Origin of the sequence: Collimonas sp. (assembly GCF_039923675.1) — a bacterium.
GTDB lineage: Bacteria > Pseudomonadota > Gammaproteobacteria > Burkholderiales > Burkholderiaceae_D > Collimonas.
Genome location: NZ_JBDTCG010000056.1, coordinates 40,524 through 65,823 on the forward strand (window position 1 = coordinate 40,524; position 25,300 = coordinate 65,823).

Below are 25,300 nucleotides of genomic sequence, written 5' to 3' on the forward strand. Positions count from 1 at the left end.
GATGAATGCAACTCCTAACTCATGCTGGCGCAGCGAGCTCAAGTGAAGCCAAGTTGACGGTTAGTCTGGCCAGTACGCAGGAAGAGGTGCGCGAAGTGCAGCGCCTGCGATACAAAGTTTTTATCGAAGCGATGGGTCTGTCTGCCCTCGCCAATGCCGACGGCCTGGACAGCGACGAGTTCGACGCTTATTGCGATCACCTGATCGTACGTGACACCAAGACGCTGCGGGTGGTTGGCACCTATCGCGTCATGAGCCCGCATGCCGCACGGCGCATGGGCCGCTATTATTCCGAGCAGGAATTCGATATCGGCCGGCTCGACAATCTGCGCAGCAGCATCGCCGAAGCCGGGCGCGCCTGCATCGATCCCGACTACCGCAGCGGCAGCGTCATCATGCTGCTGTGGGCCGGCCTGGCGGCATTCATGCGGCGCGAGCGTTGCGATTACCTGATGGGTTGCGCCAGCGTCAGCCTGGCCGACGGCGGCCATAACGCCGCCGCCCTGTACCACGCGCTGGATCAAAACAGTTTCTCGCCCGCCGAGTATCGGGTGACGCCGCATGTGCCGTTTCCGGTCTATGAACGTGAATCCGGTCACGTGGCGCAAATGCCGCCGCTGTTGAAGGGGTATCTGCGCAGCGGCGCCTGGGTCTGTGGCGATCCGGCCTGGGATCCCGACTTTCATTCCGCCGATTTTTTCCTGTTGTTACCCCTGTCCAAACTGGACGGCCGCTACGCACGTCACTACTTGAAAGAATCGAGGACGACATGAAACCTGGCGAACAGTTTCTGGAAGCTGCCTTGTTCGGCGCCAATAGCAATGCCGGCGCCGGACCCGCATCGAAGCGCGAGCCGGTCCGCTTTCGCACGATCTGGATTTCCGATGTCCATTTGGGAACCACCGGCTGCCAGGCTGCTCGCCTGCTGGAATTCTTGCGCGCCACCGAATCGGATACCTTGTATCTGGTCGGCGACATTATCGACGGCTGGCAACTGAAGCGCCGCTGGTACTGGGATCAGGTCCATAACAACGTGGTGCAGACGGTCCTGAAAAAAGCCCGCAAGGGCACCGAAGTGATTTTCGTGCCGGGCAACCACGACGAAGCGGTGCGTCAGTTCATCGATCTCGATTTCGGCGGCATCCGCATCCGCGACGAGCTGGTGCATACCACCGCCAACGGCAAGCGCATGCTGGTGCTGCACGGCGATCGTTTCGACGGCGTGATCGCCTGCGCCAAGTGGCTGGCGTATGTCGGCGACGGTTTATACACGGTGATCTTGAAATTCAACCAGTGGTTCAACGGCTGGCGCGCACGTGCCGGCCTGCCTTACTGGTCGCTGTCGCAATACCTGAAGCTCAAGGTAAAAAACGCTGTCAACTACATCTCGTCATTTGAAGATGCGCTGGCGGCCGAGGCGCAAAAGAAAGGCCTGGATGGCGTCATTTGCGGCCACATCCACAAGCCGGAAATCCGCGACATCAACGGCATCACCTATTGCAACGATGGCGACTGGGTTGAAAGCCTGTCGGCATTGGTGGAAGAAGCCAGCGGCGAACTGCGGCTGGTGACCTGGCAAGAGATTATGCAAATGAGCAAGCAACAGAAGAGCGCCGCATCCAGCAAACAGACTAGAGAATTATGCGAATTGCCATCGTAACGGACGCCGATCAATCACAAATCAACGGTGTGGTAAACACGCTGCGCGCCACCACTGCCTGCCTGCGCAATAACGGCCATGAAGTCTTGCTGCTCAGCACCGACGGCTGCCCGACTTTTGCCTGCCCGACCTATCCGGAGATCCGCCTTGCGCACAAGCCCTATGCCCGGGTCGCCGCCAGCCTGAAAGCGTTTGCGCCGGATTGCATCCACATATCGACGGAAGGACCGATGGGTCTGGCCGCGCGGCGCTTCTGCCTGCGCCAGGGAATTGGTTTCACCACTGCCTATCACACCCGTTTTCCCGAATACCTGAGCGCGCGCAATATCCTGCCCAAGGCCATCACTTATCGCTGGCTGCGCTGGTTCCATGGCCCCTCCAAGGCGGTTATGGTGCCGACGCCGCATGTGATGAAAGAGCTTGAGCAGCGCGGCTTCCGGCGGCTGGTGCTGTGGGGGCGGGGAGTGGACACGGAGCGCTTCAAGCCGGTCGACGAAGATCACGCATGCATCGCCCGCCCGCTATACCTGTATGTCGGCCGGGTCGCCGTGGAAAAGAATATCGAAGCCTTCTTGCAGGTTGATTTGCCGGGCACCAAATGGGTGATCGGCGACGGTCCGTTGCGGGAGGAGTTGCAGCAGCGTTATCCGCAAGTGCAATTCCTGGGCGCCAAGGCGCATCACGAACTGACTTCTTATTACAACTGCGCCGACGTCATGGTCTTCCCCAGTCATACCGATACCTTCGGCCTGGTCATGGTGGAAGCGATGGCTTGCGGCGTGCCGATCGCCGCTTATCCGGTCGCGGGCCCGGTCGATGTAGTGGCGCATGGCCGTTCGGGGATACTGGATGAGGACCTGACTTCGGCCTGCTTGTTGGCGCTCAGTCTGGACCGGCGCGAGGTGCGGCGGCATGCGCTGGAGTATTCGTGGGAAGCGGCGACCCAGCAGTTCCAGCATCATCTGTATCAGATCCAGGGAGCGAAGGTGCGTCCCAAGAAACTGGTGACAGGTCAATCGCGACCGGCTTCCGGCCTGTAGTCATTAAAAAAGCCTCGCGGTGCGAGGCTTTTTACTCAGTCGGCATGGTTGCCCAGGCTATTACCAGAATTTCCACCAATGTTCTTTGGCCGCCACTTTGCTGCCATTGGTGCCGGTGCCGCCAACATAGATGCTGTTCGGATAAGTCTTCTTCAGCACGCGTTCGGAATCGTCATGCAACTGCGTCAGGCCCAAGCCGCCATACGATTGCACCATGATATGCAGCGCTTCTTCCACTGCCGGCGCATCGCGGTATTCCTGGATCGCGCTTTGGGCGCGATTGGCGGCCGCGACATAAGCGCCGCGGCGATAATAGTAGCCGGCGACGTGGACGTCATACTGTGCCAGCGCATTCACCAGGTACTTCATGCGGTCCAGTGAATCGGGCGCATAGGTGCTGTCCGGGTAGCGCACCACGACTTGCTTGAATGCATCGAATGCGTCGCGCGCAGCTTTCGGATCGCGTTCGGTGGCGTCTTCGCTGGACAGGAAGTCGAAAATGCTGACTTTGTCGTTGAAGTTGACCAGGCCGCGCAGGTAATACATATAGTCGACGTTGGGGTGGTTCGGGTGCAGCTTGATGAAGCGGTCGATGGCTGCCAGCGCTTCAGGCTGTTCGCCTTGGCGGTAGTGGGCGTAGGCGATATCCATTTGCGCTTGTTGCGCGTAGGTACCGAACGGATAGCGCGATTCCAGCTTTTCAAAGTACTTAATTGCCTTATCGTAGCCACCGCTGTTCATTTCGTCCTTGGCCTCCGAGTATAATCGGGGCGCGGACCAGTTTGCGGTTTCATCGACTTTGTCTGGCAGTAAGCCACACGCGGACAAGGAGATAACGAATGCAGCAGCAGCTAGTTTTAAGAGTCTTTTTTGCATAGTTTTTTGCAAGATTGCGTATGTTTACCTGTAATTGCGCGTTTCAGCCACATTGGTTAGCGTAATAACTTAACGATTCACTGATTATAGCCGATGGGACTTCCTCTGATGTCATTTACCAAGCCAAATTTGGCTGAAAGTCTGCCAGACGCCGATTTAGAGGTCAATATCGATGACCTTGACGAAGCCAACGATGATGGCGACGTCGCCACGGCTACCGCGCCGATAGTATTGCAATTGACGCCAGATGTGTGTGGAACGCGTCTGGATAAGGTGGTTTCGAGCATGGTGCCGCAATATTCACGCAGCCGCATCCAGCAATGGATCGAAGCCGGCCATGTGACCGTGGACGGCAAAATCTGCACCACTACCAAACTCACCACCTACGGCGACGAAACCGTAGTGGTGCTGCCGCAACCGGCGCCTGACGAACAGGCGTTTACGCCGGAAGACATGCCGCTTTCAGTGGTTTATGAAGATGCGGCGATCATTGTGATCGACAAGCCGGCCGGCCTGGTGGTCCATCCTGCCGCCGGCAACTGGTCGGGCACGTTGCTGAACGGTTTGCTGTTCCGCTGGCCTTCGCTGGTCGGGGTGCCGCGCGCCGGCATCGTGCATCGCCTGGATAAGGATACCAGCGGTTTGATGGTGGTCGCCAAGACGCTGGAAGCGCAGACCGACCTGGTGCGCCAATTGCAGGCACGCACCGTCAAGCGCCAGTACCTGGCGCTGGTGTGGGGCACGCCGCAGTTGAGCGGCACCGTCGACAGCCCGATGGCGCGCCATCCGCGCGACCGTATCAAGATGGCAGTCTCCGACAGCCTGATCGCCAAGCCGGCGATCACGCATTACCAGCGACTGGGAACAGGTTTGCTGGACCGGCGTCCGGTCAGCCTGATGGGTTGTCGTCTGGAAACCGGGCGTACGCACCAGATTCGCGTGCACATGCAGTCGCTCGGCTTTTCCCTGGTGGGCGATGCTTTGTACGGCAAGCAACATCTGATGCCGGCATTTTCACGCCAGGCCTTGCAGGCTTCGCGTCTGGGGCTGATCCATCCGACCACCGGCAAGCCTTGCGAATGGTTTGCGCCATTGCCGCAGGATTTCGCCGAACTGCTGACCAAAGCCGGCATGAGCGTGCCGGAATAAGCACATGCATCTGATTATTCCGAACTGGGCCGGCGTGCCGGCCAATATCGGTGCTTGCGCTACCTTGCGCAGCGGTGGCGTCAGTCAGGGACCTTACGACGACGGCAACGGCGGCGGCGGACTTAATCTGGGCGCGCATGTCGAGGATGCGCCGCAAGCAGTGGCGCAGAATCGTGCGCTGCTGCAGACCTTGCTGCCAGCCTCGCCGCTGTGGCTGACGCAGGTGCACGGTCATGATGTAGTGGATGCAGGTACAGTCGATAATGCAGTTGCGGATGTCGAGGCGGACGCCGCGATTGCTACCCGCCCCGGTGTGGTCTGCGCGATTCAGACGGCCGATTGCCTGCCGGTCTTGTTCGCCGATGTCGGCGGCCGCGTGGTCGGCGCGGCGCATGCCGGCTGGCGTGGTTTGCTGGGCGGGGTATTGCAGAACACGGCGGCGCGTATGCGGGCTGCCGGCGCCGGTCCGATTGTGGCCTGGTTGGGGACAGCCATAGGTCCTGAAAAATTTGAAGTCGGCGCCGATGTGCTTCAGGCATTTGTCGATGCGGCCTCCGATACAGATTCTGCAGTGCGCCTGGTGCAAATCCAGGCATGCTTTACGCCAATTGCGCAACGGCCCGGTAAATATCTGGCCGATATTTATCAGCTGGCGCGGATCGCCTTGCAGCAGGCGGACGTGTCTCAAATTTATGGCGGCGGTTTGTGTACGGTGACAGACAAAAATTGTTATTCTTATCGCCGCGACCGGGTAACCGGCCGCATGGCGTCGCTGATCTGGCTGAAGTGAGCGGCGGTTTTTATCACTTCTGTTTTTCGGCAAGAGTCGGCGGTCGATCGGCCGTGGTGGCGGCTGACGCGGATTTTTCCTGGGCCGCCAGCCGGGCGGAATTTTCAGCGCGCTGTCGATTTCTCTTGCGTTGCGGCGTGCCCATCAGGTATAAAACAATTGTCAAAGGAAAAACACCGTACAGCAAAAATGTCATTACTCCGGCAACCGCGTTAGCTTCCGTAATGGCCATCATGAAGACGACGTAGATCCAGGCGATGGCGACGATGTACATTATGGTTCCTGCTTTAGAGTCAATCCGATAAAAGATACACGAAAATACGCCAAAACAACGGTCACAGCATGAATACGCCTAATTTTTCTGTTTTCGATCCAGCCGCGTTGCTGCAACTCTCGCAGCAATTCAATCAAGCTTTCAATCCACAATTCCTGCAGCAGCTGAGCAAGATCGGCGATCCCGACATGTTCCTGGGCGCGCTGAATACCTCTGCGCATACCCAGAGCGCGACAGTCGCCGCTGGGCTGGGCGAGCTCGGCATCTCGCTTGATCCGGCGGTGCTGGAGAAGTTGCAGGCGCAGTACACGCAACAGCTCTCGGCCTTGTGGCAAGACATGCTGGCGGCGCGCCTTCCCGCCATCGCGGACCGTCGTTTCAGCGCCGCGGCCTGGCACGGCAATCCGTTGTATGCATTCAATGCAGCGGCGTATTTGCTGAATGCGCAATTCTTGACAGCGATGGTCGACGCGCTCGATGCGCCGCCGAAGATCAAGCGCAAGATCGGCTTTACGGTGCAGCAGATGATCGACGCCATGGCGCCGTCGAATTTCCTGGCGACCAATCCGGCGGCCCAGCAGAAAATCGTCGAGACCAATGGCGAAAGCCTGACCAAGGGCATCGCGCAGATGATCGCGGACATGCACAAGGGGCGGGTATCGCAAACCGATGAGTCGGCCTTTGAAGTCGGCAAGGATGTGGCGACGACCGAAGGCGCGGTGGTGTTTGAAAATGATTTGTTCCAGTTGATCCAGTACAAGCCGCTGACAGCCAAGGTATTCCAGCGGCCGCTGCTGATCGTGCCGCCTTGCATCAACAAATTTTATATCCTCGACCTGCAGCCGCAAAACTCGCTGGTGCGTTACGCGGTGGAGCAAGGACACAGCGTGTTCCTGATTTCCTGGCGTAATGCCGACGAGTCGCTGGCGCATGCCACCTGGGACCAGTACATCGATGACGGTGCGATCCAGGCGATCGAACTGGTGCAGGAGATTTCCGGCCAGGACAAGATCAACGCGCTCGGCTTTTGCGTCGGCGGCACGATCTTGTCGACAGCGCTGGCGAAACTGGCGGCGACCAAGGTCAATCCGGTTGCCAGCCTGACATTGTTGACAGCTTTCCTGGACTTCAGCGATACCGGTATCCTCGATGTTTATATAGACGATATGCAGATACGCATGCGCGAGCAGGCGATCGGCCAGGGCGGCTTGATGCCGGGGCGCGAATTCGGCTCGGCGTTTTCCAGCCTGCGGCCGAATGACCTGCTATGGAATTACGTCGAATCGAATTACCTCAAGGGCGAACAGCCGAGCTCCTTCGATCTGCTCTACTGGAATGCAGACAGCACCAATTTGCCGGGGCCGATGTTTTGTTATTACCTGCGCAATATGTACCTGGATAATTCGCTGAAGGATGCCGGCAAGTTATCGGTGAGCGGACAGAAGATCGACCTCGGCAAGATTGATGCGCCGACCTTCATCTACGCCTCGCGCGATGATCACATCGTGCCCTGGACCTCGGCCTATGCTTCGCTCCCCTTGTTGAATCCCAAGAAGCCGAAGCAGAACCGCTTCGTGCTGGGCGCTTCCGGCCATATTGCGGGCGTGATCAACCCGCCGGCCAAGAACAAGCGCAGCTACTGGACCAACGACGGCGCCGGCAAGCAAACGCCGGCAGACGCCGATGCCTGGCTCGCCGGTGCGGCTGAACATCCGGGCAGCTGGTGGACCGGGTGGGCGGAATTTTTATCCGGCCATGCGGGAAAACAAGTAGCAGCGCCGCGCAAATTAGGAAATACTAAGCACGACGTCATCGAACCGGCGCCGGGAAGCTATGTCAAAGTCAGGGCAGAGTGAATGTGGGATGCAGGGTAAATACCGGGTAAGAAAACAAGACACCTCAAAGTGCGGAAGACAGCAGGGCAAGCAGTAAGTCAGTAAGTAGATGGCAGATCGATTTTTTGAATTGTTTTTTTGAAGGAGACAAAAGATGGCAAAGCGAATCGTTTATGTGACAGGGGGAATGGGCGGCATCGGTACCCCAATTTGTACTCGTCTTTGCACAGATGGCTTTACGGTGGTCGCCGGTTGCGGTCCGAATTCGACGCGCAAGGATAAATGGCTGGCTGACATGCGCGCCAAGGGCTTTGATATTCACGCCTCGGAAGGCAATGTCTCCAGCTGGGAATCTTGCAAGGCGGCTTTCGAGAAGGTCAAGGCAGAGATCGGCGAGATCGATATCCTGGTCAACAACGCCGGCATCACACGCGACGGCCAGTTCCGCAAGATGTCCAAGGCTGACTGGGATGCGGTGATCGACACCAACCTGAATTCGCTGTTCAACGTGACCAAACAGGTCATCGATGGCATGGCGGACCGCGGCTGGGGCCGGATTGTCAATATTTCATCGGTCAATGGACAGAAAGGCCAGTTCGGCCAGACCAACTACTCGACCGCCAAAGCCGGGATTCATGGTTTTACCATGGCGCTGGCGCAAGAAGTGGCGACCAAGGGCGTGACTGTCAATACTGTCTCGCCGGGCTATGTCGGGACCGATATGGTGCGTTCGATCCGGCCTGATGTGCTGGAAAAGATCGTTGCCGGAATTCCGGTCAAACGTCTGGGCGAGCCGGAGGAAATCGCTTCCATCATTTCCTGGATCGTGTCGGATGAAGGCGGCTATGCGACGGGCTCTGACTTCTCCTTGAATGGCGGTTTGCATATGGGCTAAGCCAGCCTGTTTGCCGTCCCGCGTGGAGCGCATCGCCGCCTCACGCGGGCGATCGGATTCCTTGCATGGTTTCCTTGCTTATATTGCAACGCAATAAATCTCCCTATAAAGCGAGTTGTACATGTTTTGCGCAATATAATGAAGTACTGCAGTGAAGTATTGCGTGAAGTGCAGCGGCAAATCGATGCACGGCGCAGCGTAGTTAAAACACGATATGGCGCAGTAACCTGGGACAGAAATGACTACTACAAAAAAGACGTCTGAACGCTTGATCAAGAAATATCCGAATCGTCGCCTGTACGATACGCAAACCAGCTCCTACATCACCCTGACTGACGTCAAGCAGCTGGTGTTGGACAATGAAGAATTCGTGGTGCTGGATGCCAAGACCGAAGACGATCTGACGCGCAGCATTTTGTTGCAGATTATTCTGGAAGAAGAGTCCAATGGCACGCCCATGTTTTCCAGCGCGGCGCTGTCGCAAATCATTCGCTACTACGGCCATGCCATGCAAGGAATGATGGGCAACTATCTGGAAAAAAATATCCAGGCCTTTATCGATATCCAGAACAAGCTCGCTGAAAATTCCAAGGGCATGTATGAAGGCAAGCCGTTCAGCCCTGAAATGTGGACTCAGTTCATGAATGTCCAGGGACCGATGATGCAAGGCATGATGAGCAACTACATCGAGCAGAGCAAAGGGTTGTTTATCCAGATGCAGGAACAGATGCAAAACCAGACCAAGAACATGTTTGGCACCTTCCCGTTTGCACCGCCACCACCGGTCGACAAGACAAAAAAATAATCAAGCCCGCGGGTTCTTGATCCTGCGACAGGTTTTTAGCGCCCGTTGCGGGTAACCATGGCAGTGGAAGGGGTACAATAGCGACTTTGCTTTGACCCCACTCCGTCATGTCCAACGTCATTCCAGCAGCGCCATCGGTGCCTGCAACAGTACTAGCCGCCCCCAAAGTCGGTTTCGTCTCCCTTGGTTGCCCCAAGGCACTGGTCGATTCCGAACAAATCCTCACCCAATTGCGTGCGGAAGGTTATGAAACTGCCAAGTCTTACGAGGGCGCCGACCTGGTCATCGTCAACACTTGCGGCTTTATCGACGCCGCCGTTCAGGAATCGCTGGACGCCATCGGCGAAGCGCTGAGCGAAAACGGCAAGGTCATCGTCACTGGTTGCCTGGGTGCGAAAAAAGACGCCAATGGCGACGACATCATTCAAAAGATCCACCCGAAAGTGCTGGAAGTGACCGGCCCGCATGCTGTCGGTGAAGTCATGTTTGCGGTTCACAAGCATTTGCCGAAGCCGCATGCGCCGTTCCTCGACTTGCTGCCGCCGCAAGGCATCAAGCTGACGCCCAAGCATTTCGCTTATCTGAAAATATCGGAAGGCTGTAACCATCGTTGCAGTTTTTGCATCATCCCGTCGATGCGCGGCGACCTGGTGTCGCGTCCGATCGCCGACATCATGATGGAAGCCGAAAACCTGTTCAAGGCCGGCGTCAAAGAGCTGCTGGTGATTTCGCAAGACACCAGCGCCTACGGCGTCGACGTCAAGTTCCGCATGGGCTTCTGGAACGGCAAGCCGGTCAAGACCCACATGACGCAACTGGTGACTGCCCTCGGTGAAATCGCTGCCCAATACGGCGCCTGGGTGCGCCTGCACTATGTTTATCCTTATCCGCACGTCGACCAGATCATCCCGTTGATGGCCGAAGGCAAAGTGCTGCCATACCTGGACGTGCCGCTGCAGCATGCGCATCCCGATGTGTTGAAGCGCATGAAGCGCCCGGCCAGCGGTGAAAAGAATATCGAACGGATCCAGGCCTGGCGCGCAATGTGTCCGGACCTGACGATCCGCTCGACGTTTATCGCCGGGTTCCCTGGCGAGACCGAAGCTGAATTCGACTACCTGCTGGACTTCCTGAAAGAGGCAGAAATCGACCGCCTCGGTTGCTTTGCCTATTCTCCTGTAGAAGGCGCAACCGCCAACGCGCTGGACAATCCGGTGCCGGAAGAACTGCGCGAAGAGCGTCGCGGCCGCGTCATGCAATTGCAGGAAGAGATTTCCAAGAAACGCTTGCAAGCCAAGGTCGGCAAGACCATGCGTGTGTTGATCGACTCAGTCGATCGCAGCGGCGGCATCGGCCGTTCCAGCGCCGATGCGCCGGAAATCGACGGCGTGGTATATGTCAAACCACCTTACGAGCCGCACAAGAAACTGGTGGTCGGCGAGTTCGTCGATGTCACCATCACTGCATCTGATGCGCATGATTTGTGGGCAGCTGCATGATGGCAGGGAAGTTTGCAGTGTCGTTGGCGCTGGTGTTGGCTCTTGGTTCTGGCTTGACCTTTGCAGATGGCGATAATGGCGCAGCAGTTGCTGCCACGCCCGTTGCATCAAATCTGTTTGTCAAGCCGCTGACCTTGCGCGGCACGCTGGGCGACGCCAAGATCGAGATGCATCTGCAATTGAAGTCTGATCCTACAGAAGGCATCCAGGGTACCTATACGATTGCCGGGCAGACTAGCAAGATTCTGCTGGCCGGCGAGTCGGAAAATACCGATGTCATCATGGAAGAGTCGGTCAATGGCAAGGATGTTTCCGGCGAGTGGGCCGGAACGCTGGTTGGCAACAACTTCACTGGTACTTGGTCGACCACCGATGATGCAGTGACAAAACCATTTGTGTTGACGGTTCAAGGCCCGGCGCAAAGCGCCAGGCCAGTCAAATAATTCTTCAAAAGAATATGGCAAAAAAGCAGCTTCAAACCGCGATCATCCATAGCGATTATCAGGCGCCCGATGGTTTCGGCGCATTTCCGGTCGCCATACATCACGCTTCCACGGTGCTGTTCAAGAATGTCGCCGCGATGCGTGCCCGTAACTGGCAAGAAAAGAATAGCTATACCTACGGCCTGCACGGCACACCGACTTCATTCACCTTGGAAGCGCGGCTGGCGGAAATCGAAGGCGGCCAGCATTGCCTGCTGGCGCCTAGCGGCCTGGCGGCAATCACCATGGTCGACCTGGCCTTGCTGAAGAGCGGCGACGACGTGTTGTTGCCCGATAACGTGTATAACCCGAACCGCGACCTGGGCAACTGGCTGGCCCGTGATTTCGGCATCACCGCGCGTTATTACGATCCTTTGGTCGGCGCCGGCATCGCTGATCTGATCCAGCCGAATACACGCCTGATCTGGACCGAGGCGCCGGGGTCGGTGTCGATGGAGATGCCGGACATCCCGGCCATTTGCCAGGCGGCGCATGCCAACGGCGCGCTGGTGGCGATCGACAATACCTGGTCAGCCGGCCTGGCTTTGCGCGCTTTCGATCTCGGCGTAGATATCGTGATGCAAGCCCTGACAAAATACCAGTCGGGCGGTTCGGACATCCTGATGGGCGCTGTGATCACGCGTGATGCCGCCCTCAACCAACGCCTGCAGGCAACGCACATGCGGCTGGGTTTTGGCGTCGGCATGGATGACGCATATCTGGTGTTGCGCAGCTTGCCGACCATGAAAATGCGCTTTGAAGCGCATGACGCCGCTGCACGCAAAATCGCCGCGTGGCTCAAGCTGCGCCCCGAGATCAGCAGCGTGCTGCACCCGGCATTTCCGGATTGTCCGGGACATGACATCTGGAAGCGCGATTTCACTGGCGCGGCGGGTTTGTTTTCGGTGATTTTCGATGACCGCTACAGCGAAGAACAGACCGACCGCTTCGTCGACAACCTGCAACTGTTCAAGATCGGCTATAGCTGGGGCGGCGCCAACAGCCTGTGCGTGCCTTACCGGATTCAGAGCATGCGCAACAACTGGCAAGGCAACGGCATCCTGGTGCGCTTCAATATCGGTCTGGAAGATCCGCAGGATCTGATCGCTGATATCGAACAAGCCTTCGCTGCCATGTAAAGACAGACACCGGATTTGGCCACCGCATGATCACAAAAAAACCGACCTGCATGGTCGGTTTTGTTACGCGCTTGCGACCAGTCAGTTCTTTTGCAGCAGATAGTAGCCGAATCCCAGCGTTGATCTACCCCATACGAGATAGTTGTCGTGCCATTGTCTGGCCCTGTCGGCAAAGGCTGCAGCGTCAGGGTCTTCCGGATGCGCCGCTACATGATGCATGACCGCCGAGAAGTACATGTTCTCTACTGGTCCCACTCATTGTCGCCGCTTGCCGCCATTGCGCGGAGTCTATAGCCATGTGCGACAGCGCGCTCGGCGTTTTCCGCGTGGCTGGTCAGTTCATCTTCCGTGGCGCCGAGTACCGCCAGATACTTATCTGAGGGACCTTGTTTCCAGTAACCTTCGCCCATCAGCAGCGTGCCGCCCGGTTTGAGCCATTGTTTGAAGATAGCGAGGCAGCGTTCAAATCCGCCAAGCGCATGCGTCGATCCAACACACAGAATGGCGTCATAGCCGTTGGCGGGAAGCGAATGATGTTCGGCCTTGCTGTCGATCAGTGTCAGGCGCTCATCGCCCGGATTGCTTGCTGCCCAGGCATCTGCAGCTTCGGCCAGGAAATGTGGATTGATGTCGACGCCGACGCCGCGCACCGGTTGCGATTTCAATAAATCACGTAACAGCCCGGCTTTACCGCAGCCGGCATCCAATACCAGGGCGTCAAGTGGCAGCTGCAGTGCCGCTAGTAGTTCGGCGGCTTTGTCTGGAGAAAGCGGACTGCAGTAATGGTGCCCGCTATGGGCGATGGTGGTGTACTTGAATTGATCTTGTGCAAAAACAGAAGTGGCCATGGCGGCGCGTTCCTTTAAAGTGGTTGATATTTTTTTCACTCATAAAAGAAACGTAAGCATGCATACCCAGCCTCCATGTCATCAATGTCCGAGAGTTGCGGGCCATTTTTACGGATCATCATAACAGATCGATTTGCAGCCGCTAAATCACCCGCTGTAGCATGTAAATCGGGGTGCTTTGGCTGTCGGCTACGTGATAACTGCCAAGGTTTTTCTTGGCCGGAGAGTGGGTGACTTCCACCGATGCGTAGCCGAGCGTGACCCAGAACGTTTGCGATTGTTGCACCGACACCAGTGCACTCCATGCCAGACCCGTTACCCGGGCATGGGCCAAGGCAGCCGCTACCAGCGCATTGGCCGCGCGCCGGCCACGGGCGCTCGGTGCAACCGCCAAGTCGTGCAGATACAAACAATCCGGCGTCGCCGCGAGCTTGAACTGGCCACCCAGCGCAGTGATCGCATCCTTGTTTGACGGATAGCTGAATAGATAGGCGGCCGCGCTTTGCTGGGTTGACGACCAGATCCAGCAAGTCGCCGGCGCCAGTGCAAGGCGGGCGCGCAATACCTCTTCCGATTCCAGCATGGACGTTGGATAGCATTCAGCTTGAATCCGCATGACGGCCGCGATGTCGGTGTCACGCATGGCGCGAACGGCAGGCGAGGTGGGGTTGTTGCGCATGCCTTGAAGATGTGTGGTAGAGAGTGATGATGCAATGCTGCGACAGCCTGCATTCGCAGGCTGTCGCATGGCGAGCTTAAGCAGGCATCGCCTTGTTGTCATTCAAATCGATCAAGCCTTTCAGCAGGCGATAGGCTTTCCATAGCCACGCCAGGCCCCACACCACAAATGCCAGTGGAATCCCGATCACAGTCAGGAACAGCGCGCCGCCGACGAACATCCACAGCAGATACCACCAGAACGAGCGGATTTGCCAGTTGTGATGGCTATATACGTAAGTGTCGGCCGCATCTTGCCGTTTTACATAGTTGATAATCAGCGGAATCCAGGAAAATGCACCGAGCGAGAACAGCAGGCTTGCGGCGTGAAACAGGTAGAGCCACCAGGCCAGGTTCTTCTCGGAATGCAGCTTGCTATCGAAAACCAGTTCATTCGCCATGTTTTTCCTTCCAGGTTGATGATTTAACGATATCCCCAAGCGTCGATTTCAGCAGAAATCAAGCCAATATAGGCAAGATGCCATCCAAACCGACAAAATTCAAGGCCACGCCGGCTTTTTTACGCACCACCGGCTTGGCGCGGAAGGCGACCGAGAGGCCGGCGACGTTCATCATGTTGAGGTCGTTGGCGCCGTCGCCCATGACAATCGCCTGGCCAGGGGTGATATTCAACTCGGCGCAGACGCGCTCGACCGTGCGCTGCTTTTCATCGGCGTTGACGATGCTGCCCACCACTTTGCCGGTCAGCTTGCCGTTGATGATTTCAAGCACGTTGGAGTGTGCATAGTCGAGGCCGAGCGAGGTTTTCATGCGGTCGGTGAAGAAGGTGAAGCCGCCTGAAACCAGCAAGGTTTTGATACCGGCAGCCTTGACCGCCGCCAGCATTTCCCCCGCGCCTGGCGACAACTGCAGCCGCTCGTCATACACCCGTTGCAGCGCCCCTGCATCCAGGCCTTTGAGCAAGGCGACGCGCCGCGTCAGGCTTTCGTTGAACTCGAGTTCGCCGCGCATCGCCGCTTCGGTGATCTCCGAGACTTGCGGTTTCAGGCCTTGCATGTCGGCGATTTCATCGATGCATTCGATGGTGATCAGGGTCGAGTCCATGTCCATCGCCAGCAATTTGAAATCGCTCAGCTTGGACGCCGATGGCAGCAATGCATAATCGATCCTGGCGCTGTAGCAAGCCGCGTCGAGCTGCGCTTTCAAAGCGTCGGACAAGGTGACATTGTCGCAGCGCCAGGCATGGCGGCCAGCGCTGGAAATATCGACCGCGGCAACGCCAGCCAGGGCGGCGATGTGGTCGATGGCGTTGCGCTCTGCGCTCAGGCTTTGCAGGATCAGGTTCATGTGTCGGTATCGGTTTCGTGAAAATGTCAGTGATTATTTGCAGCCCGGCTTATCCGGCCAAAGCCTTGATCGTCGCCTTGACCTGCGTCAGGCGCGCCGCCAGGTCCGGCATGTTGACGGTGATGCGCAATTTGTCCTGGCCGTTCAGCTTGATATGGCGATTCTTTTGGATCAGCTCGATGATACGCATGGCGTCTATCGGCGGGTTCGGCACGAACTGCAGCAACGCCGAATCCGTATGCGCATCGATCTTGACGATGCCGATCGACTTGGCGGAAATCCGCAATCTGTGTGTCTCGATCAGCGCCTTGGCGGGATCCGGCAACTTGCCGAAGCGATCGATCAGTTCTTCCTGCAGGTCGTCGATCTTGTCTTGCGCATTGCAATTCGCCAGCCGCTTGTAGATCGACAAACGTTCATGCACATCGCCGCAGTAATCGTTCGGCAGCAGGGCGGGGACGTGCAGGTTGATTTCGGTGGTGGTCGACAACGGCGCCGCCAGATCCGGCTCCTGCCCGTTCTTGAGCGCGCGCACCGCTTCATTCAACATGTCGGAGTACAGCTGGAAGCCGATCTCGTGCATTTCGCCGGACTGGTTATCGCCCAGCACCTCGCCGGCGCCGCGGATTTCCAGGTCGTGCATGGCCAGATAGAAGCCGCTGCCGAGCTCTTCCATTTGCTGGATTGCGTCCAGGCGCCGTTGTGCGAGCTTGGTCAAGCCTTGCACGTCATGCACCAGCAGGTAGGCATAAGCCTGGTGATGCGAGCGGCCGACGCGGCCACGTAGCTGGTGCAGTTGCGCCAGGCCGAATTTATCAGCGCGGTGCATGATGATAGTGTTGGCGGTCGGGACGTCGATGCCGGTTTCGATAATCGTCGTGCATAGCAGAATGTTGAAGCGCTGGGCGACGAAATCGCGCATGACTTTTTCCAGGTCGCGCTCATGCATCTGGCCGTGGGCGACGGCGATGCGGGCTTCCGGCAGCAAGGCTTCCAGCATCGCCTTGCGGTTCTGGATGGTTTCCACTTCGTTGTGCAGGAAATAGACCTGGCCGCCGCGTTTCAGTTCGCGCAGGCAGGCTTCGCGGATGGTTGATTCGCCTTCGCTGCGGACGAAAGTCTTGATCGCCAGACGCTTTTGCGGCGCCGTCGCGATGATCGAAAATTCGCGCAGGCCTTCCAGCGCCATGCCCAGCGTACGAGGGATCGGCGTTGCGGTCAGCGTCAGCACGTCGACTTCGGAGCGCAAAGCCTTGAGCGCTTCTTTTTGACGGACGCCGAAGCGGTGTTCTTCATCGATGATCACCAGGCCCAGCCGCGAAAACTTGATATCGCCAGACAGCAGTTTGTGAGTACCGATCACGATATCCAGCGTGCCGTCGGCCATGCCCTTGATGGCTTGGGTGATTTCCTTGCCGGAGCGGAAGCGCGACAGCTCGGCGATTTTCACCGGCCAGTCGGCAAAGCGGTCGGCGAAGGTTTGCGCATGCTGTTCCGCCAGCAAGGTGGTCGGCGCCAGGATTGCGACCTGTTTGCCACCCAGGACCGCGACAAAAGCGGCGCGCAGGGCGACCTCGGTCTTGCCGAAGCCGACATCGCCGCAAATCAGCCGGTCCATCGGTTTGCCGCTGGTCATGTCCTTGATGACGGCGGTGATGGCGGCGGCCTGGTCGGCGGTTTCTTCAAAACCGAAGCTTTCGGAGAAGGCTTCGTAATCGTGGGCGGAATACTCGAAAGCATGGCCTTGGCGTACCGCACGGCGGGCGTACAGGTTGAGCAGTTCGGCCGCAGTGTCGCGTACTTGCTGCGCGGCGCGGCGCTTGGCTTTTTCCCATTGGCCGGAGCCGAGCGCATGCAGCGGCGCGTCTTCCGGCGAAGCGCCGGAGTAGCGCGAAATCACATGCAGCTGCGATACAGGCACGTACAGTTTGGTATCCTTGGCGTATTCCAGGTGCAAGAACTCTGTTTCGCCTTCGCCCAAATCCATGCTGAGCAAGCCCATATAGCGGCCGATGCCATGGTTGATATGCACTACCGGATCGCCGATCTTGAGCTCGGACAGGTCGCGCACCATCGATTCGACCTGGGTTGCGCCTTCCTGCTTCTTCTTGCCGATCCTGCGGCCGGAGCCGGCGTAGAGCTCGGTTTCGGTGATGAAAGCGTGCTGCGGCAGCTCGAAGCCGGTATGCAACGGCGCCACGCCCAGCATCAGTTTTTGGGTTGAACCAAGAAAATCGGCATAGCCGTCGCACAAAGCCAGCGGCAGGTCGTATTCGTTGAAATACTGCTGCAAGGTTTCGCGGCGGCCGTTGGTTTCGGCGCAGATCATCACGCGGCGCCCGGTTTGCAGCAGATAGGCGCGCAGGTTGGTCAGCGGATCGTCGATGCGGCGGTTGACGGCGATGTTGGGAATCGGCGCCGACAAGTCGGAGGCGGCGTCGCTCTGCTGGATCACCCAGCGGCCGAAGGGTTTGGCCAGGCCGAAGAAAATTTCATCGGTCAGAAACAAGGCTTCCGGCGCCAGCAAAGGCCGTTCGCGGTCCGACTTCAGGAATTTATAACGCGACTGGGTATCGCCCCAGAACCGCTGGATGGCGCCGTCGATATCGCCGACCAGGGCAAAGACCGCATTTGCCGGCAGATAGTCGAACAGCGTCGCGGTGTCTTCAAAGAACAGCGGTAGATAGTATTCGATACCGGCCGAGGCGATGCCGTTGCCGATATCCTTGTAGATCGCCGAACGCGAAGGATCGCCTTCGAATACTTCGCGCCAGCGGCTGCGGAAAGACGAGCGGGCGGCCTCGTCCATCGGGAACTCGCGGCCGGGCAGCAAACGTACTTCCTTGACCGGATACAGCGAACGCTGGGTATCGGCGTCGAAAGTGCGAATGGTTTCGATGGCGTCGCCAAACAGGTCGAGCCGGTAGGGCAGGACCGAACCCATCGGAAAAATATCGATCAGGCCGCCGCGCACCGAATATTCGCCGGGCGACATGACCTGGTTGACATGGCTGTAGCCGGCTAGCGTCAGCTGGGTTTTCAGGCGCGCTTCATCCAGCGTCTCGCCCTGTTTGAAAAAGAAGGTGTAGCCGGCCAGGAAGGACGGTGGCGCCATTCTGACCAGCGCGGTGGTGGCAGGCACCAGCAAGACGTCGCAATGGCCGCTCTGCACCTCGTACAGGGTCGCCAGGCGCTCGGATACCAGGTCCTGATGCGGGGAGAAGGCGTCGTAGGGCAGGGTTTCCCAGTCCGGCAGCAAATGGCAGCGCAAACCGTTGGATTGCTCGCCGTCAGTCTGGAACCAGGGTATTTCGGTCCGCAGGCGCTGGCCGTCGGTGGCGTCGGCCACTACCACCACCAGCATCCGCTGTTGCAGCTTGAGCGCCAACGCGGCCTGCGCCAATGCAAAGGCGTCGGCCGAGCCGTGCAGGGCCGGTAGGGCAAAGCGGGTGGCCGGCTTGGGCAGCAATTTTTCTAGATCAAGGGACATTAGAGCCTGTTAACTTGAAACAAAGGATGAAGCGAACGCGCGCTTATCGGTGCATATCGGTCGTCTTGCCTGGTCAAAAAAAGCCACAACGTGCCTGATTTGACAGTTAAAATTCAGAGCCGCATTATAAACCACCAGCCTGAATGCCGATTCCCCTGAGCTTGCGCATGAATGTACCCCGCTATTTACCTCGCTATTTTGCCCTGATTCCCGCCGCCGGCGTTGGCGCCCGGTTAGGGGCCGCTGTTCCCAAGCAATATATGCCGCTGGCAGGACAAGCGATGCTGACGCACGTATTGACCACTTTTGCCGCGGCCAGCATGATTAGCCATGTATTCGTGGTGGTGAGCGTTGATGATGGCTATATCGCCGACCTGATGGCAGCGGCGCCGCAGTTGCAGGGACGGGTGACGGTACTGTTTCACGGCGGCGCCAGCCGCCGGGATTCCGTCTTGAACGGTTTGCGGGCCATCCGGGAACAGGTAGGTGAAGAAGACTGGATGCTGGTGCACGACGCTGCCCGGCCAGGCCTGACCCAAGGCTTGATCGAACATTTGATCACGACGCTGGGCGATGATTTGGTGGGCGGATTGCTGGCGCTGCCGGTGGTCGATACCTTGAAGCGCGGCGACCAGAATGCCCGCGTGGCGCAAACCGTCGAACGCAGCGCGCTGTGGGCGGCGCAAACGCCGCAAATGTTCCGTTACAGCCTGCTGACGCGCGCCTTGACCCTGGCCGAAGCGGTGACCGATGAAGCCGGCGCCGTCGAGCTGCTGGGCCTGCAGCCGCGCCTGGTCGAGGGCAGCCCGCGTAATTTCAAGGTGACTCTGCCGCACGACGTTGCGTTGGCTGAGATGTTTTTAAAGGAAACGCATTTAAAGGAAAACCTATGAACCAACAGTTTCGCATCGGCCAGGGTTATGACTGCCACGCTTTGCAAGCCGGACGGCCGCTGATTATCGGCGGCGTGACGATTCCGCATAAAACCGGTTTGCTGGGGCATTCCGATGCCGACGTCTTGTTGCACGCGATTATCGACGCCTTGTTCGGTGCGGCTGCGCTGGGTGATATCGGCCGCCATTTTTCCGACACCGATGCGCGGTTTGCCGGCGCCGATTCGCGCAAATTGCTGCGCGAGGCGGTGCGTTTGATCGCCGCCGCCGGCTATGTGGTCGGCAATATAGATTCAACCATCATCGCCCAGGCGCCGAAAATGGCGCCGCATATTCCGCAAATGGTGGCGCATATCGCTGAAGATTGCGGTATTGCGGTCAACCAGGTCAATGTCAAGGCCAAGACCAATGAGAAGCTGGGCTATCTGGGGCGGGAAGAAGGCATCGCTGCAGAGGCTGTGGCGTTGCTGTTCCCGCTGTAACCTTACGCTTTCAACTGCAATTCAATCTGGGTATTCAACCCGCCGCCTTCACGGTTGCTGACGCGCAATTTTCCGCCGTGCTGCTTGACGATGCGGCTGACAATCGCCAGCCCCAGGCCTGAGCCGTTGGCCTGCCCGCGGGCGACGTCGAGGCGGGTGAAGGGCCGCAACAAGCGGTCTATTTCACCGTCTGGAATGCCCGGGCCGTGATCAGCAATGTTCACGATTGCGCGATCTTGCCGCAGCTGGCAACTGATATCGATATCGACGCAGTTGTCGCCATCTTTTTTTCCGTAGCGGCGGGAATTTTCGATGACATTGTTGAACACGCGCCGCAGTTCGGTTTCATTGCCGGAGATATGGATGCCGGGGGCGATATCGGTCTTGATCCGGATGTCAGCCTGGCGCTCCGCCGTTTGCACCACGTTGTCGATCAGCTCGCTCAGGTTGATCTTCTCAAAGCTGCTGGTATCGGTCGGTTTGGCATAATGCAGGAACTGGCCGATGATGCCGTCCATTTGCGCCAGGTCGGATTGCATGCCTGTGCGTGCATCGTCCGACAGGTTCGCCATTTCCACTTCCAGCAGCATGCGCGCCAGCGGCGTGCGCAGATCATGCGAGATGCCGGCCAGGATGATCGCGCGGTCGGATTCGATACGCTGCAAGTCGCTGACCATCTGGTTGAAGCTGCGGTTGGCCTCTTCTATTTCGGTCGGCCCGGTTTCCGGCAGCGGTTCGGGCTGCAAGCCTTTGGCGACCGCCCGGGTGGCGGCGGTAAGGCGCGATAGCGGCTGGTTGATCAGGGTCGAAATAAACATCGCTCCCAGCAGCGACAGGATCAGCGCCACGCTGGCCCACTGCAGCCATTGCACGCCGGAACCGCGTTCCACCCGGTCGCGATCGAGCACCAGCCAGTATTCATCGCCGTCGATCTTGAAGCTGACCCAGAAGCCGCTGATATCGTTGACCTTGGAAGAGAAACGGGTCTGGTTGCCGAGCTTGGAGCGAACTTCTTTTTCCAGGTCGGGCATCAAGGCGTCGTCGGTCGGGGGATCGATCTGGTCGGTGTCTTCCAGCGGATAGACGCGGATGCCCTCGTTGCTGGCGAGGTCGAACAGCAGCTCGCGCCGCAAGTCGGGTGCGGAGTGGGTCAGGGCGGCGCGGGTGATGGTGACGATCGAGATAATCTGCGCCGCCAGCTGCTGTGCGCGCGGACCGCGCTCGACGATGCGGAAACTGGCGATCCAGGTCACCATGCTGACCGTGATCAGGAATGCCAGCATGAAAAAGGTCCGCCACAGCAAACCGCTTTTCAGCCACGCCAAGCGGTTAGTTCCTGCCACAAGGCCACCCGTGGTAACGCTTGTTGGATGACCTTGCTACGCAAACAGGCATCAACGCGGCTGGCCTTCCGGAATGAAGACATAACCCAGTCCCCACACCGTCTGGATGTAGAGCGGGCTGGCCGGATCCGGCTCGATCAGTTTGCGCAGACGCGAGATTTGCACATCCAGGCTGCGGTCGAATACTTCGTATTCGCGGCCGCGTGCCAGCTCCATCAGCTTCTCACGCGACAACGGTTGCCGTGCATGGCGCGCAAACACCTTGAGCACCGAGAATTCGCCGGTGGTCAGGGGAATCGATTCGCCATTCTTTTTCAGGGTGCGGGTGCCGAGATCGAGGATGAATTCGCCGAACTCGAAGGATTGCGGCGTTTCCGATGGCGCGCCGGGCAGTTCATCCGGACCCTTGCGGCGCAGCACGGCGCCGATACGCGCAACCAGTTCGCGCGGATTGAATGGTTTTGGCAGATAATCGTCCGCGCCCATTTCCAGGCCGACGATGCGGTCCACGTCCTCGCCTTTGGCGGTGAGCATGATGATCGGCGTCTGGTCGCCGGCGCCACGCAAACGGCGGCAGATCGCCAGGCCGTCTTCGCCCGGCAGCATCAGGTCAAGCACGAGCAGATCGTAGCGCTCGCGTATCCACAGCTTGTTCATGGCTTGGGCGTTCTCCGCTGTGACCACCTGGAAGCCTTGCTCCGTCAGATAGCGTCGCAGCAGATCGCGCAATCGAATATCGTCGTCAACCACCAAAATTTTATGTTGGTGGGCGTTGGGTGTTTGTGTCGGGGTGTTGATCGTAGTCATGGTCATATGGTAACGTCAGAGTGCGCATCAAAAATACAGTTAGGAGCCATGGATTACAAAGTGTTACAAACTTTACCAAAAACGTCTTATGCCGATTAATGGGGGAGCTTACACTTAATTTGTGACGATTAAATCTTAACCGTTAGCTTGAATACACAGAAGCTGAATACACAGAAGAAGTCCATATGATGATGATGTTTCGGAAAATCAGTGTTTGTTTATTGTTGCTGTCGGCAATAATGAGCGCCTCTGCACGTTCCGACCGAGTGCCTGAGGAGCGTGGCGAGCGTCGTATGCCGCCATCTCAGTATGAACCACGGCGTGGCCCAGCGCCAGATGAGCAGTGGCAAAATCGCGGGCGTAATGCTGAACAAGGCGAAGGTAGTGCACGCAACCGCATGTCGCCGGATGAGCGGCGCGCGTTGCGCCAGCAAATCGATCGTGCGGGCCGCGACATTTATCCGCAGCGGCGCTGATGCTGTACGGCGATGAACGCCGGCAAATGTGACACAACGAACCGGAGATGAGAATCGCCGGTTTTTTATTGCCTGCCATTTTGTGCGGCTTCCGCATCAACGCGTTCAATTGCACTCGGTAGTAGCGGAAATCGAATAAAAGATTTGCATGAAAGCTTTTCTTTCTGAAATACGGCGCTACGACACAGGGCCATCTTTCAATGGTATTTGGTGCTCACGGGCAACTTTATCATGCAAACGGCGGCTACCGTCCTCAAATATTGCGGTGGCGTGAGTTAGTGATGGCGATGTTGATGGCAATGATGCTTCAATGATTCGTTTGGCTTGCTCTGTAAATTGTTTATGAAACAAGGCTGGTTTTTACTTCAATCTCTTTGGAGCATTACATGAACCGTTTAGTGTTTCTTTCTCCTGTATTTGCCGTTGCGGCCGTCCTGGCGTCGGCCAACGTCGTCGCGGAACCATCCAAGGCCGAGACCCTGATCACGGCGGCAAGGGATGCCATGGGTAGCGCCGAAGCGTGGGACAAGGCGGCGGTGTGGCACGAAACCGGCAAGATTTCGGTCGGCGGCCTGAGCGGCAATTATGAAACCTGGGAAGATCTCGGCTCGCTGCATAATACCGGCAGTTATGTGCTCGGACCGACATCAGGCAGCAATGGCTGGGATGGCAAGCAGGCATGGACCACCGACGCCACCAAGGAGGTCCGCGTCGAGAGCAGCGCCGAGGCGAGCGCGATAGCAATCCAGGATGCTTATCGCGGCGGCTATGCCTTTCTGTTTCCCAATCGTTTTCCTGGCACGGCGGCCTATAGCGGCAGCCGGCAGGCCGATGGCAAGACCTACGAGTCGGTGAAATTCACGCCCAAAGGGGCGGAACCTTTCGAAATCTGGTTTGATCCTGCGACCCATCTGGTCGCGCGTGAAATCCAGCTTACCGGGGTGCAGCCGGTGGCCTACATTTTTTCAGATTTTGCCAAGGCCGACGGCATTCTGCTGCCAAGGAAAACCATTCAAAGAACCGGCAACGATCCCAAATATGACGCTGTAGGCGAAGTTGCCGCCATCACTCTCGGGGCTGCGCGGCAGGAGAGCCGTTACGCGCCGCCACCGCCGCCAAAGAATTCGGCGCAATGGCCGGCCGGGCAGGATTCCGTGACCTTGCCATTCCGCCTGCTGAACAATCACATCTACGTCGAAGCCTCCATCAACGGCGCGGCCCCGCAACTGTTTGTCTTCGACACTGGCGCCACCAATATGCTCGACACCGGTGCTGCCAAGGGGCTGGGCATTGCAGTCGAGGGTGCATTGCCTGGCGGCGGCTTCGGCGACAAGATCGAGGATTTCGGTCTGGCCAAGGTTAACAGCGTTTCGCTGGGCGGATTGACGCTTCCGGATCAGGTCTTTGGCACTGAAAATTCAACCGGGTGGGGTGCGATCGAAGGGATCAAATCGGCAGGGCTGCTGGGCTATGAATTCGTGAAACGCGCGGTGCTCACGATCGACTACGCGAAGCGCACCCTGACCTTCACCAAACAAGAGGTGTTTCATCCGCCGAAGGATGTACCGGTGATCGCCTTTACTTTTGACGGCCATATACCAATGGTGGCGGGCACGCTGGACGGATTCCCCGGGGAGTTCGAGATCGACACAGGTTCGCGCGGCGCACTCATTGTCATGCGCGCATTCGCCGACGCCAACGGACTGGTGGACAAATACCACGCGACCCGCAAGGCGACCGTAGGTTATGGCGTTGGCGGTCCGTCCAAGGCACTGTTGGCGAGAGCCGGCAAACTTACGCTGGGGCCGGTTGCGATCGAAGCGCCGGTGACGGAACTCATCGCGGATAAGGGCGGCGCTGCGAACGCCACGCGCACTGCGGGCAATATCGGCGGCGATCTGCTCAAGCAGTTCACCGTGACTTTCGACTACGCTCACCAGAACATTTGGCTGCAACCCAACCAGTTGGCTGGCAAGCCGCAAGCTTTTGATCGCTCCGGCTTGTGGATCTCGAGGGCCGAGGGCGGCGACATCATGGTGGGCGATGTCGCCGGCCAGAGTGCGGCAGCGCGTATCGGCCTTGCGGTGGGGGATGAAATTGCCAGTGTCAACGGCAAGCCGGCAAAAGACACGGCCCTTTACGATCTGCGCGAGGAATTCAAAAGTGCGCCTGGCACAAAATTTGTCCTCGGTGTGAAGGGCAGCGGCGGCAAGGGAAGCGAGCGAACCCTGACTCTGGTGCTTGCCGACCAGGTATAGGCATGCCCGGACGGCTGCGAGCAGGTAGAAAAAACGCGATGTAAACCAGAAAGGGGTTGCAAGATCTCTCTTGCAACCCCTTGTACTACTGGTGCGGCTGGCAGGAATCGAACCCACGACCCCTTGGTTCGTAGCCAAGTACTCTATCCAGCTGAGCTACAGCCGCAAAAACTAAAATCCACTACTTGTATTCTTATACTTATATTGAGAAAGGGGTTGCAAGATTTCTCTTGC

At 58.0% G+C, this 25,300-nt stretch carries 25 protein-coding genes and 1 tRNA gene; 15 read left to right on the top strand and 11 right to left on the bottom strand.

Annotated elements, in window-relative coordinates; genetic code table 11:
- The first annotated feature begins 5 nt into the window (after positions 1–5).
- The 3 genes from ABI171_RS11500 to ABI171_RS11510 are packed head-to-tail and all read left to right on the top strand — an operon-like array spanning position 6 to position 2,700.
- Positions 6–773: a GNAT family N-acyltransferase gene (locus tag ABI171_RS11500; protein ID WP_348092697.1), complete on the top strand. Its 768-nt coding sequence runs from the start codon at positions 6–8 to the stop codon at positions 771–773.
- Positions 770–1,660 (top strand): UDP-2,3-diacylglucosamine diphosphatase, encoded by an 891-nt coding sequence (locus tag ABI171_RS11505; protein ID WP_348092698.1) that lies wholly within the window; start codon positions 770–772, stop codon positions 1,658–1,660. The genes ABI171_RS11500 and ABI171_RS11505 overlap by 4 nt, the downstream gene beginning before the upstream one ends.
- On the top strand, positions 1,642–2,700 hold the full coding sequence (locus ABI171_RS11510) for a glycosyltransferase family 1 protein (protein ID WP_348092699.1): 1,059 nt from the start codon (positions 1,642–1,644) through the stop codon (positions 2,698–2,700). The genes ABI171_RS11505 and ABI171_RS11510 overlap by 19 nt, the downstream gene beginning before the upstream one ends.
- Before the next feature lie 60 nt (positions 2,701–2,760).
- Here the strand turns inward: ABI171_RS11510 and ABI171_RS11515 are convergent, their stop codons facing one another.
- Positions 2,761–3,576: an outer membrane protein assembly factor BamD gene (locus ABI171_RS11515; RefSeq protein ID WP_348092700.1), complete on the bottom strand. Its 816-nt coding sequence runs from the start codon at positions 3,574–3,576 to the stop codon at positions 2,761–2,763.
- Positions 3,577–3,684: 108 nt separating this feature from the next.
- Here ABI171_RS11515 and ABI171_RS11520 point away from each other — a divergent pair, with 108 nt between their 5' ends.
- Positions 3,685–4,725, top strand: coding sequence for an RluA family pseudouridine synthase (locus tag ABI171_RS11520; RefSeq protein WP_348092701.1), 1,041 nt, complete (start codon positions 3,685–3,687; stop codon positions 4,723–4,725).
- A gap of 4 nt (positions 4,726–4,729) precedes the next feature.
- Entirely contained in the window at positions 4,730–5,515 is a 786-nt protein-coding gene (gene pgeF, locus ABI171_RS11525; protein WP_348092702.1) for a peptidoglycan editing factor PgeF, read from the top strand.
- 13 nt (positions 5,516–5,528) lie between these two features.
- Here pgeF and ABI171_RS11530 read toward each other — a convergent pair whose 3' ends face one another.
- On the bottom strand, positions 5,529–5,789 hold the full coding sequence (locus tag ABI171_RS11530; protein WP_348092703.1) for a hypothetical protein: 261 nt from the start codon (positions 5,787–5,789) through the stop codon (positions 5,529–5,531).
- A gap of 68 nt (positions 5,790–5,857) precedes the next feature.
- Between ABI171_RS11530 and phaC the strand changes: the two genes are divergently transcribed.
- The 6 genes from phaC to ABI171_RS11560 all read left to right on the top strand — a co-directional run bounded on the left by phaC (position 5,858) and on the right by ABI171_RS11560 (position 12,444).
- Complete coding sequence (gene phaC / locus ABI171_RS11535) at positions 5,858–7,645, top strand: class I poly(R)-hydroxyalkanoic acid synthase (protein ID WP_348092704.1); 1,788 nt, start codon at positions 5,858–5,860, stop codon at positions 7,643–7,645.
- 133 nt (positions 7,646–7,778) lie between these two features.
- Positions 7,779–8,519, top strand: coding sequence for a 3-ketoacyl-ACP reductase (locus ABI171_RS11540; protein ID WP_348092705.1), 741 nt, complete (start codon positions 7,779–7,781; stop codon positions 8,517–8,519).
- Between the two features lie 238 nt (positions 8,520–8,757).
- A complete protein-coding gene (gene phaR / locus ABI171_RS11545; protein ID WP_348092706.1) occupies positions 8,758–9,324 on the top strand; it encodes a polyhydroxyalkanoate synthesis repressor PhaR in 567 nt (188 codons plus the stop codon).
- A gap of 107 nt (positions 9,325–9,431) precedes the next feature.
- Entirely contained in the window at positions 9,432–10,823 is a 1,392-nt protein-coding gene (gene rimO / locus ABI171_RS11550) for a 30S ribosomal protein S12 methylthiotransferase RimO (protein WP_348092707.1), read from the top strand.
- Positions 10,820–11,266, top strand: coding sequence for a hypothetical protein (locus tag ABI171_RS11555; protein ID WP_348092708.1), 447 nt, complete (start codon positions 10,820–10,822; stop codon positions 11,264–11,266). The genes rimO and ABI171_RS11555 overlap by 4 nt, the downstream gene beginning before the upstream one ends.
- Positions 11,267–11,280: 14 nt before the next feature.
- Positions 11,281–12,444: a cystathionine beta-lyase gene (locus ABI171_RS11560; RefSeq protein ID WP_348092709.1), complete on the top strand. Its 1,164-nt coding sequence runs from the start codon at positions 11,281–11,283 to the stop codon at positions 12,442–12,444.
- 81 nt (positions 12,445–12,525) lie between these two features.
- Here ABI171_RS11560 and ABI171_RS11565 read toward each other — a convergent pair whose 3' ends face one another.
- From ABI171_RS11565 to mfd, 6 genes are all read right to left on the bottom strand, one after another.
- The gene (locus tag ABI171_RS11565; RefSeq protein WP_348092710.1) at positions 12,526–12,681 is read right to left on the bottom strand and encodes a hypothetical protein; all 156 of its coding nucleotides are present in this window, start codon (positions 12,679–12,681) and stop codon (positions 12,526–12,528) included.
- A 5-nt stretch (positions 12,682–12,686) separates the two neighbouring features.
- Positions 12,687–13,292 (bottom strand): class I SAM-dependent methyltransferase, encoded by a 606-nt coding sequence (locus tag ABI171_RS11570; protein WP_348092711.1) that lies wholly within the window; start codon positions 13,290–13,292, stop codon positions 12,687–12,689.
- A 142-nt stretch (positions 13,293–13,434) separates the two neighbouring features.
- On the bottom strand, positions 13,435–13,935 hold the full coding sequence (locus ABI171_RS11575) for a GNAT family N-acetyltransferase (protein ID WP_348092712.1): 501 nt from the start codon (positions 13,933–13,935) through the stop codon (positions 13,435–13,437).
- A gap of 112 nt (positions 13,936–14,047) precedes the next feature.
- Positions 14,048–14,410 (bottom strand): DUF4870 domain-containing protein, encoded by a 363-nt coding sequence (locus ABI171_RS11580; RefSeq protein ID WP_348092713.1) that lies wholly within the window; start codon positions 14,408–14,410, stop codon positions 14,048–14,050.
- 58 nt (positions 14,411–14,468) lie between these two features.
- Complete coding sequence (gene serB, locus ABI171_RS11585; RefSeq protein WP_348092714.1) at positions 14,469–15,317, bottom strand: phosphoserine phosphatase SerB; 849 nt, start codon at positions 15,315–15,317, stop codon at positions 14,469–14,471.
- 49 nt (positions 15,318–15,366) lie between these two features.
- The gene (mfd, locus tag ABI171_RS11590) at positions 15,367–18,807 is read right to left on the bottom strand and encodes a transcription-repair coupling factor (RefSeq protein ID WP_348092715.1); all 3,441 of its coding nucleotides are present in this window, start codon (positions 18,805–18,807) and stop codon (positions 15,367–15,369) included.
- Between the two features lie 167 nt (positions 18,808–18,974).
- Here mfd and ispD point away from each other — a divergent pair, with 167 nt between their 5' ends.
- The gene (gene ispD / locus ABI171_RS11595; RefSeq protein ID WP_348092716.1) at positions 18,975–19,700 is read left to right on the top strand and encodes a 2-C-methyl-D-erythritol 4-phosphate cytidylyltransferase; all 726 of its coding nucleotides are present in this window, start codon (positions 18,975–18,977) and stop codon (positions 19,698–19,700) included.
- Positions 19,697–20,182: a 2-C-methyl-D-erythritol 2,4-cyclodiphosphate synthase gene (gene ispF / locus ABI171_RS11600; protein ID WP_348092717.1), complete on the top strand. Its 486-nt coding sequence runs from the start codon at positions 19,697–19,699 to the stop codon at positions 20,180–20,182. The genes ispD and ispF overlap by 4 nt, the downstream gene beginning before the upstream one ends.
- A gap of 2 nt (positions 20,183–20,184) precedes the next feature.
- On the opposite strand, the gene ABI171_RS11605 is transcribed toward ispF, so the two are convergent.
- The gene (locus ABI171_RS11605) at positions 20,185–21,465 is read right to left on the bottom strand and encodes an ATP-binding protein (RefSeq protein WP_348092963.1); all 1,281 of its coding nucleotides are present in this window, start codon (positions 21,463–21,465) and stop codon (positions 20,185–20,187) included.
- A gap of 111 nt (positions 21,466–21,576) precedes the next feature.
- Entirely contained in the window at positions 21,577–22,332 is a 756-nt protein-coding gene (ompR, locus tag ABI171_RS11610) for a two-component system response regulator OmpR (RefSeq protein WP_348092718.1), read from the bottom strand.
- Positions 22,333–22,517: 185 nt separating this feature from the next.
- Between ompR and ABI171_RS11615 the strand changes: the two genes are divergently transcribed.
- Both ABI171_RS11615 and ABI171_RS11620 read left to right on the top strand, forming a co-directional pair.
- Positions 22,518–22,808: a hypothetical protein gene (locus ABI171_RS11615; RefSeq protein ID WP_348092719.1), complete on the top strand. Its 291-nt coding sequence runs from the start codon at positions 22,518–22,520 to the stop codon at positions 22,806–22,808.
- A gap of 386 nt (positions 22,809–23,194) precedes the next feature.
- Positions 23,195–25,066 (top strand): aspartyl protease family protein, encoded by a 1,872-nt coding sequence (locus tag ABI171_RS11620; RefSeq protein ID WP_348092720.1) that lies wholly within the window; start codon positions 23,195–23,197, stop codon positions 25,064–25,066.
- Between the two features lie 89 nt (positions 25,067–25,155).
- On the opposite strand, the gene ABI171_RS11625 is transcribed toward ABI171_RS11620, so the two are convergent.
- Positions 25,156–25,232, bottom strand: a tRNA-Arg gene (locus ABI171_RS11625).
- Positions 25,233–25,300 lie beyond the last annotated feature (68 nt).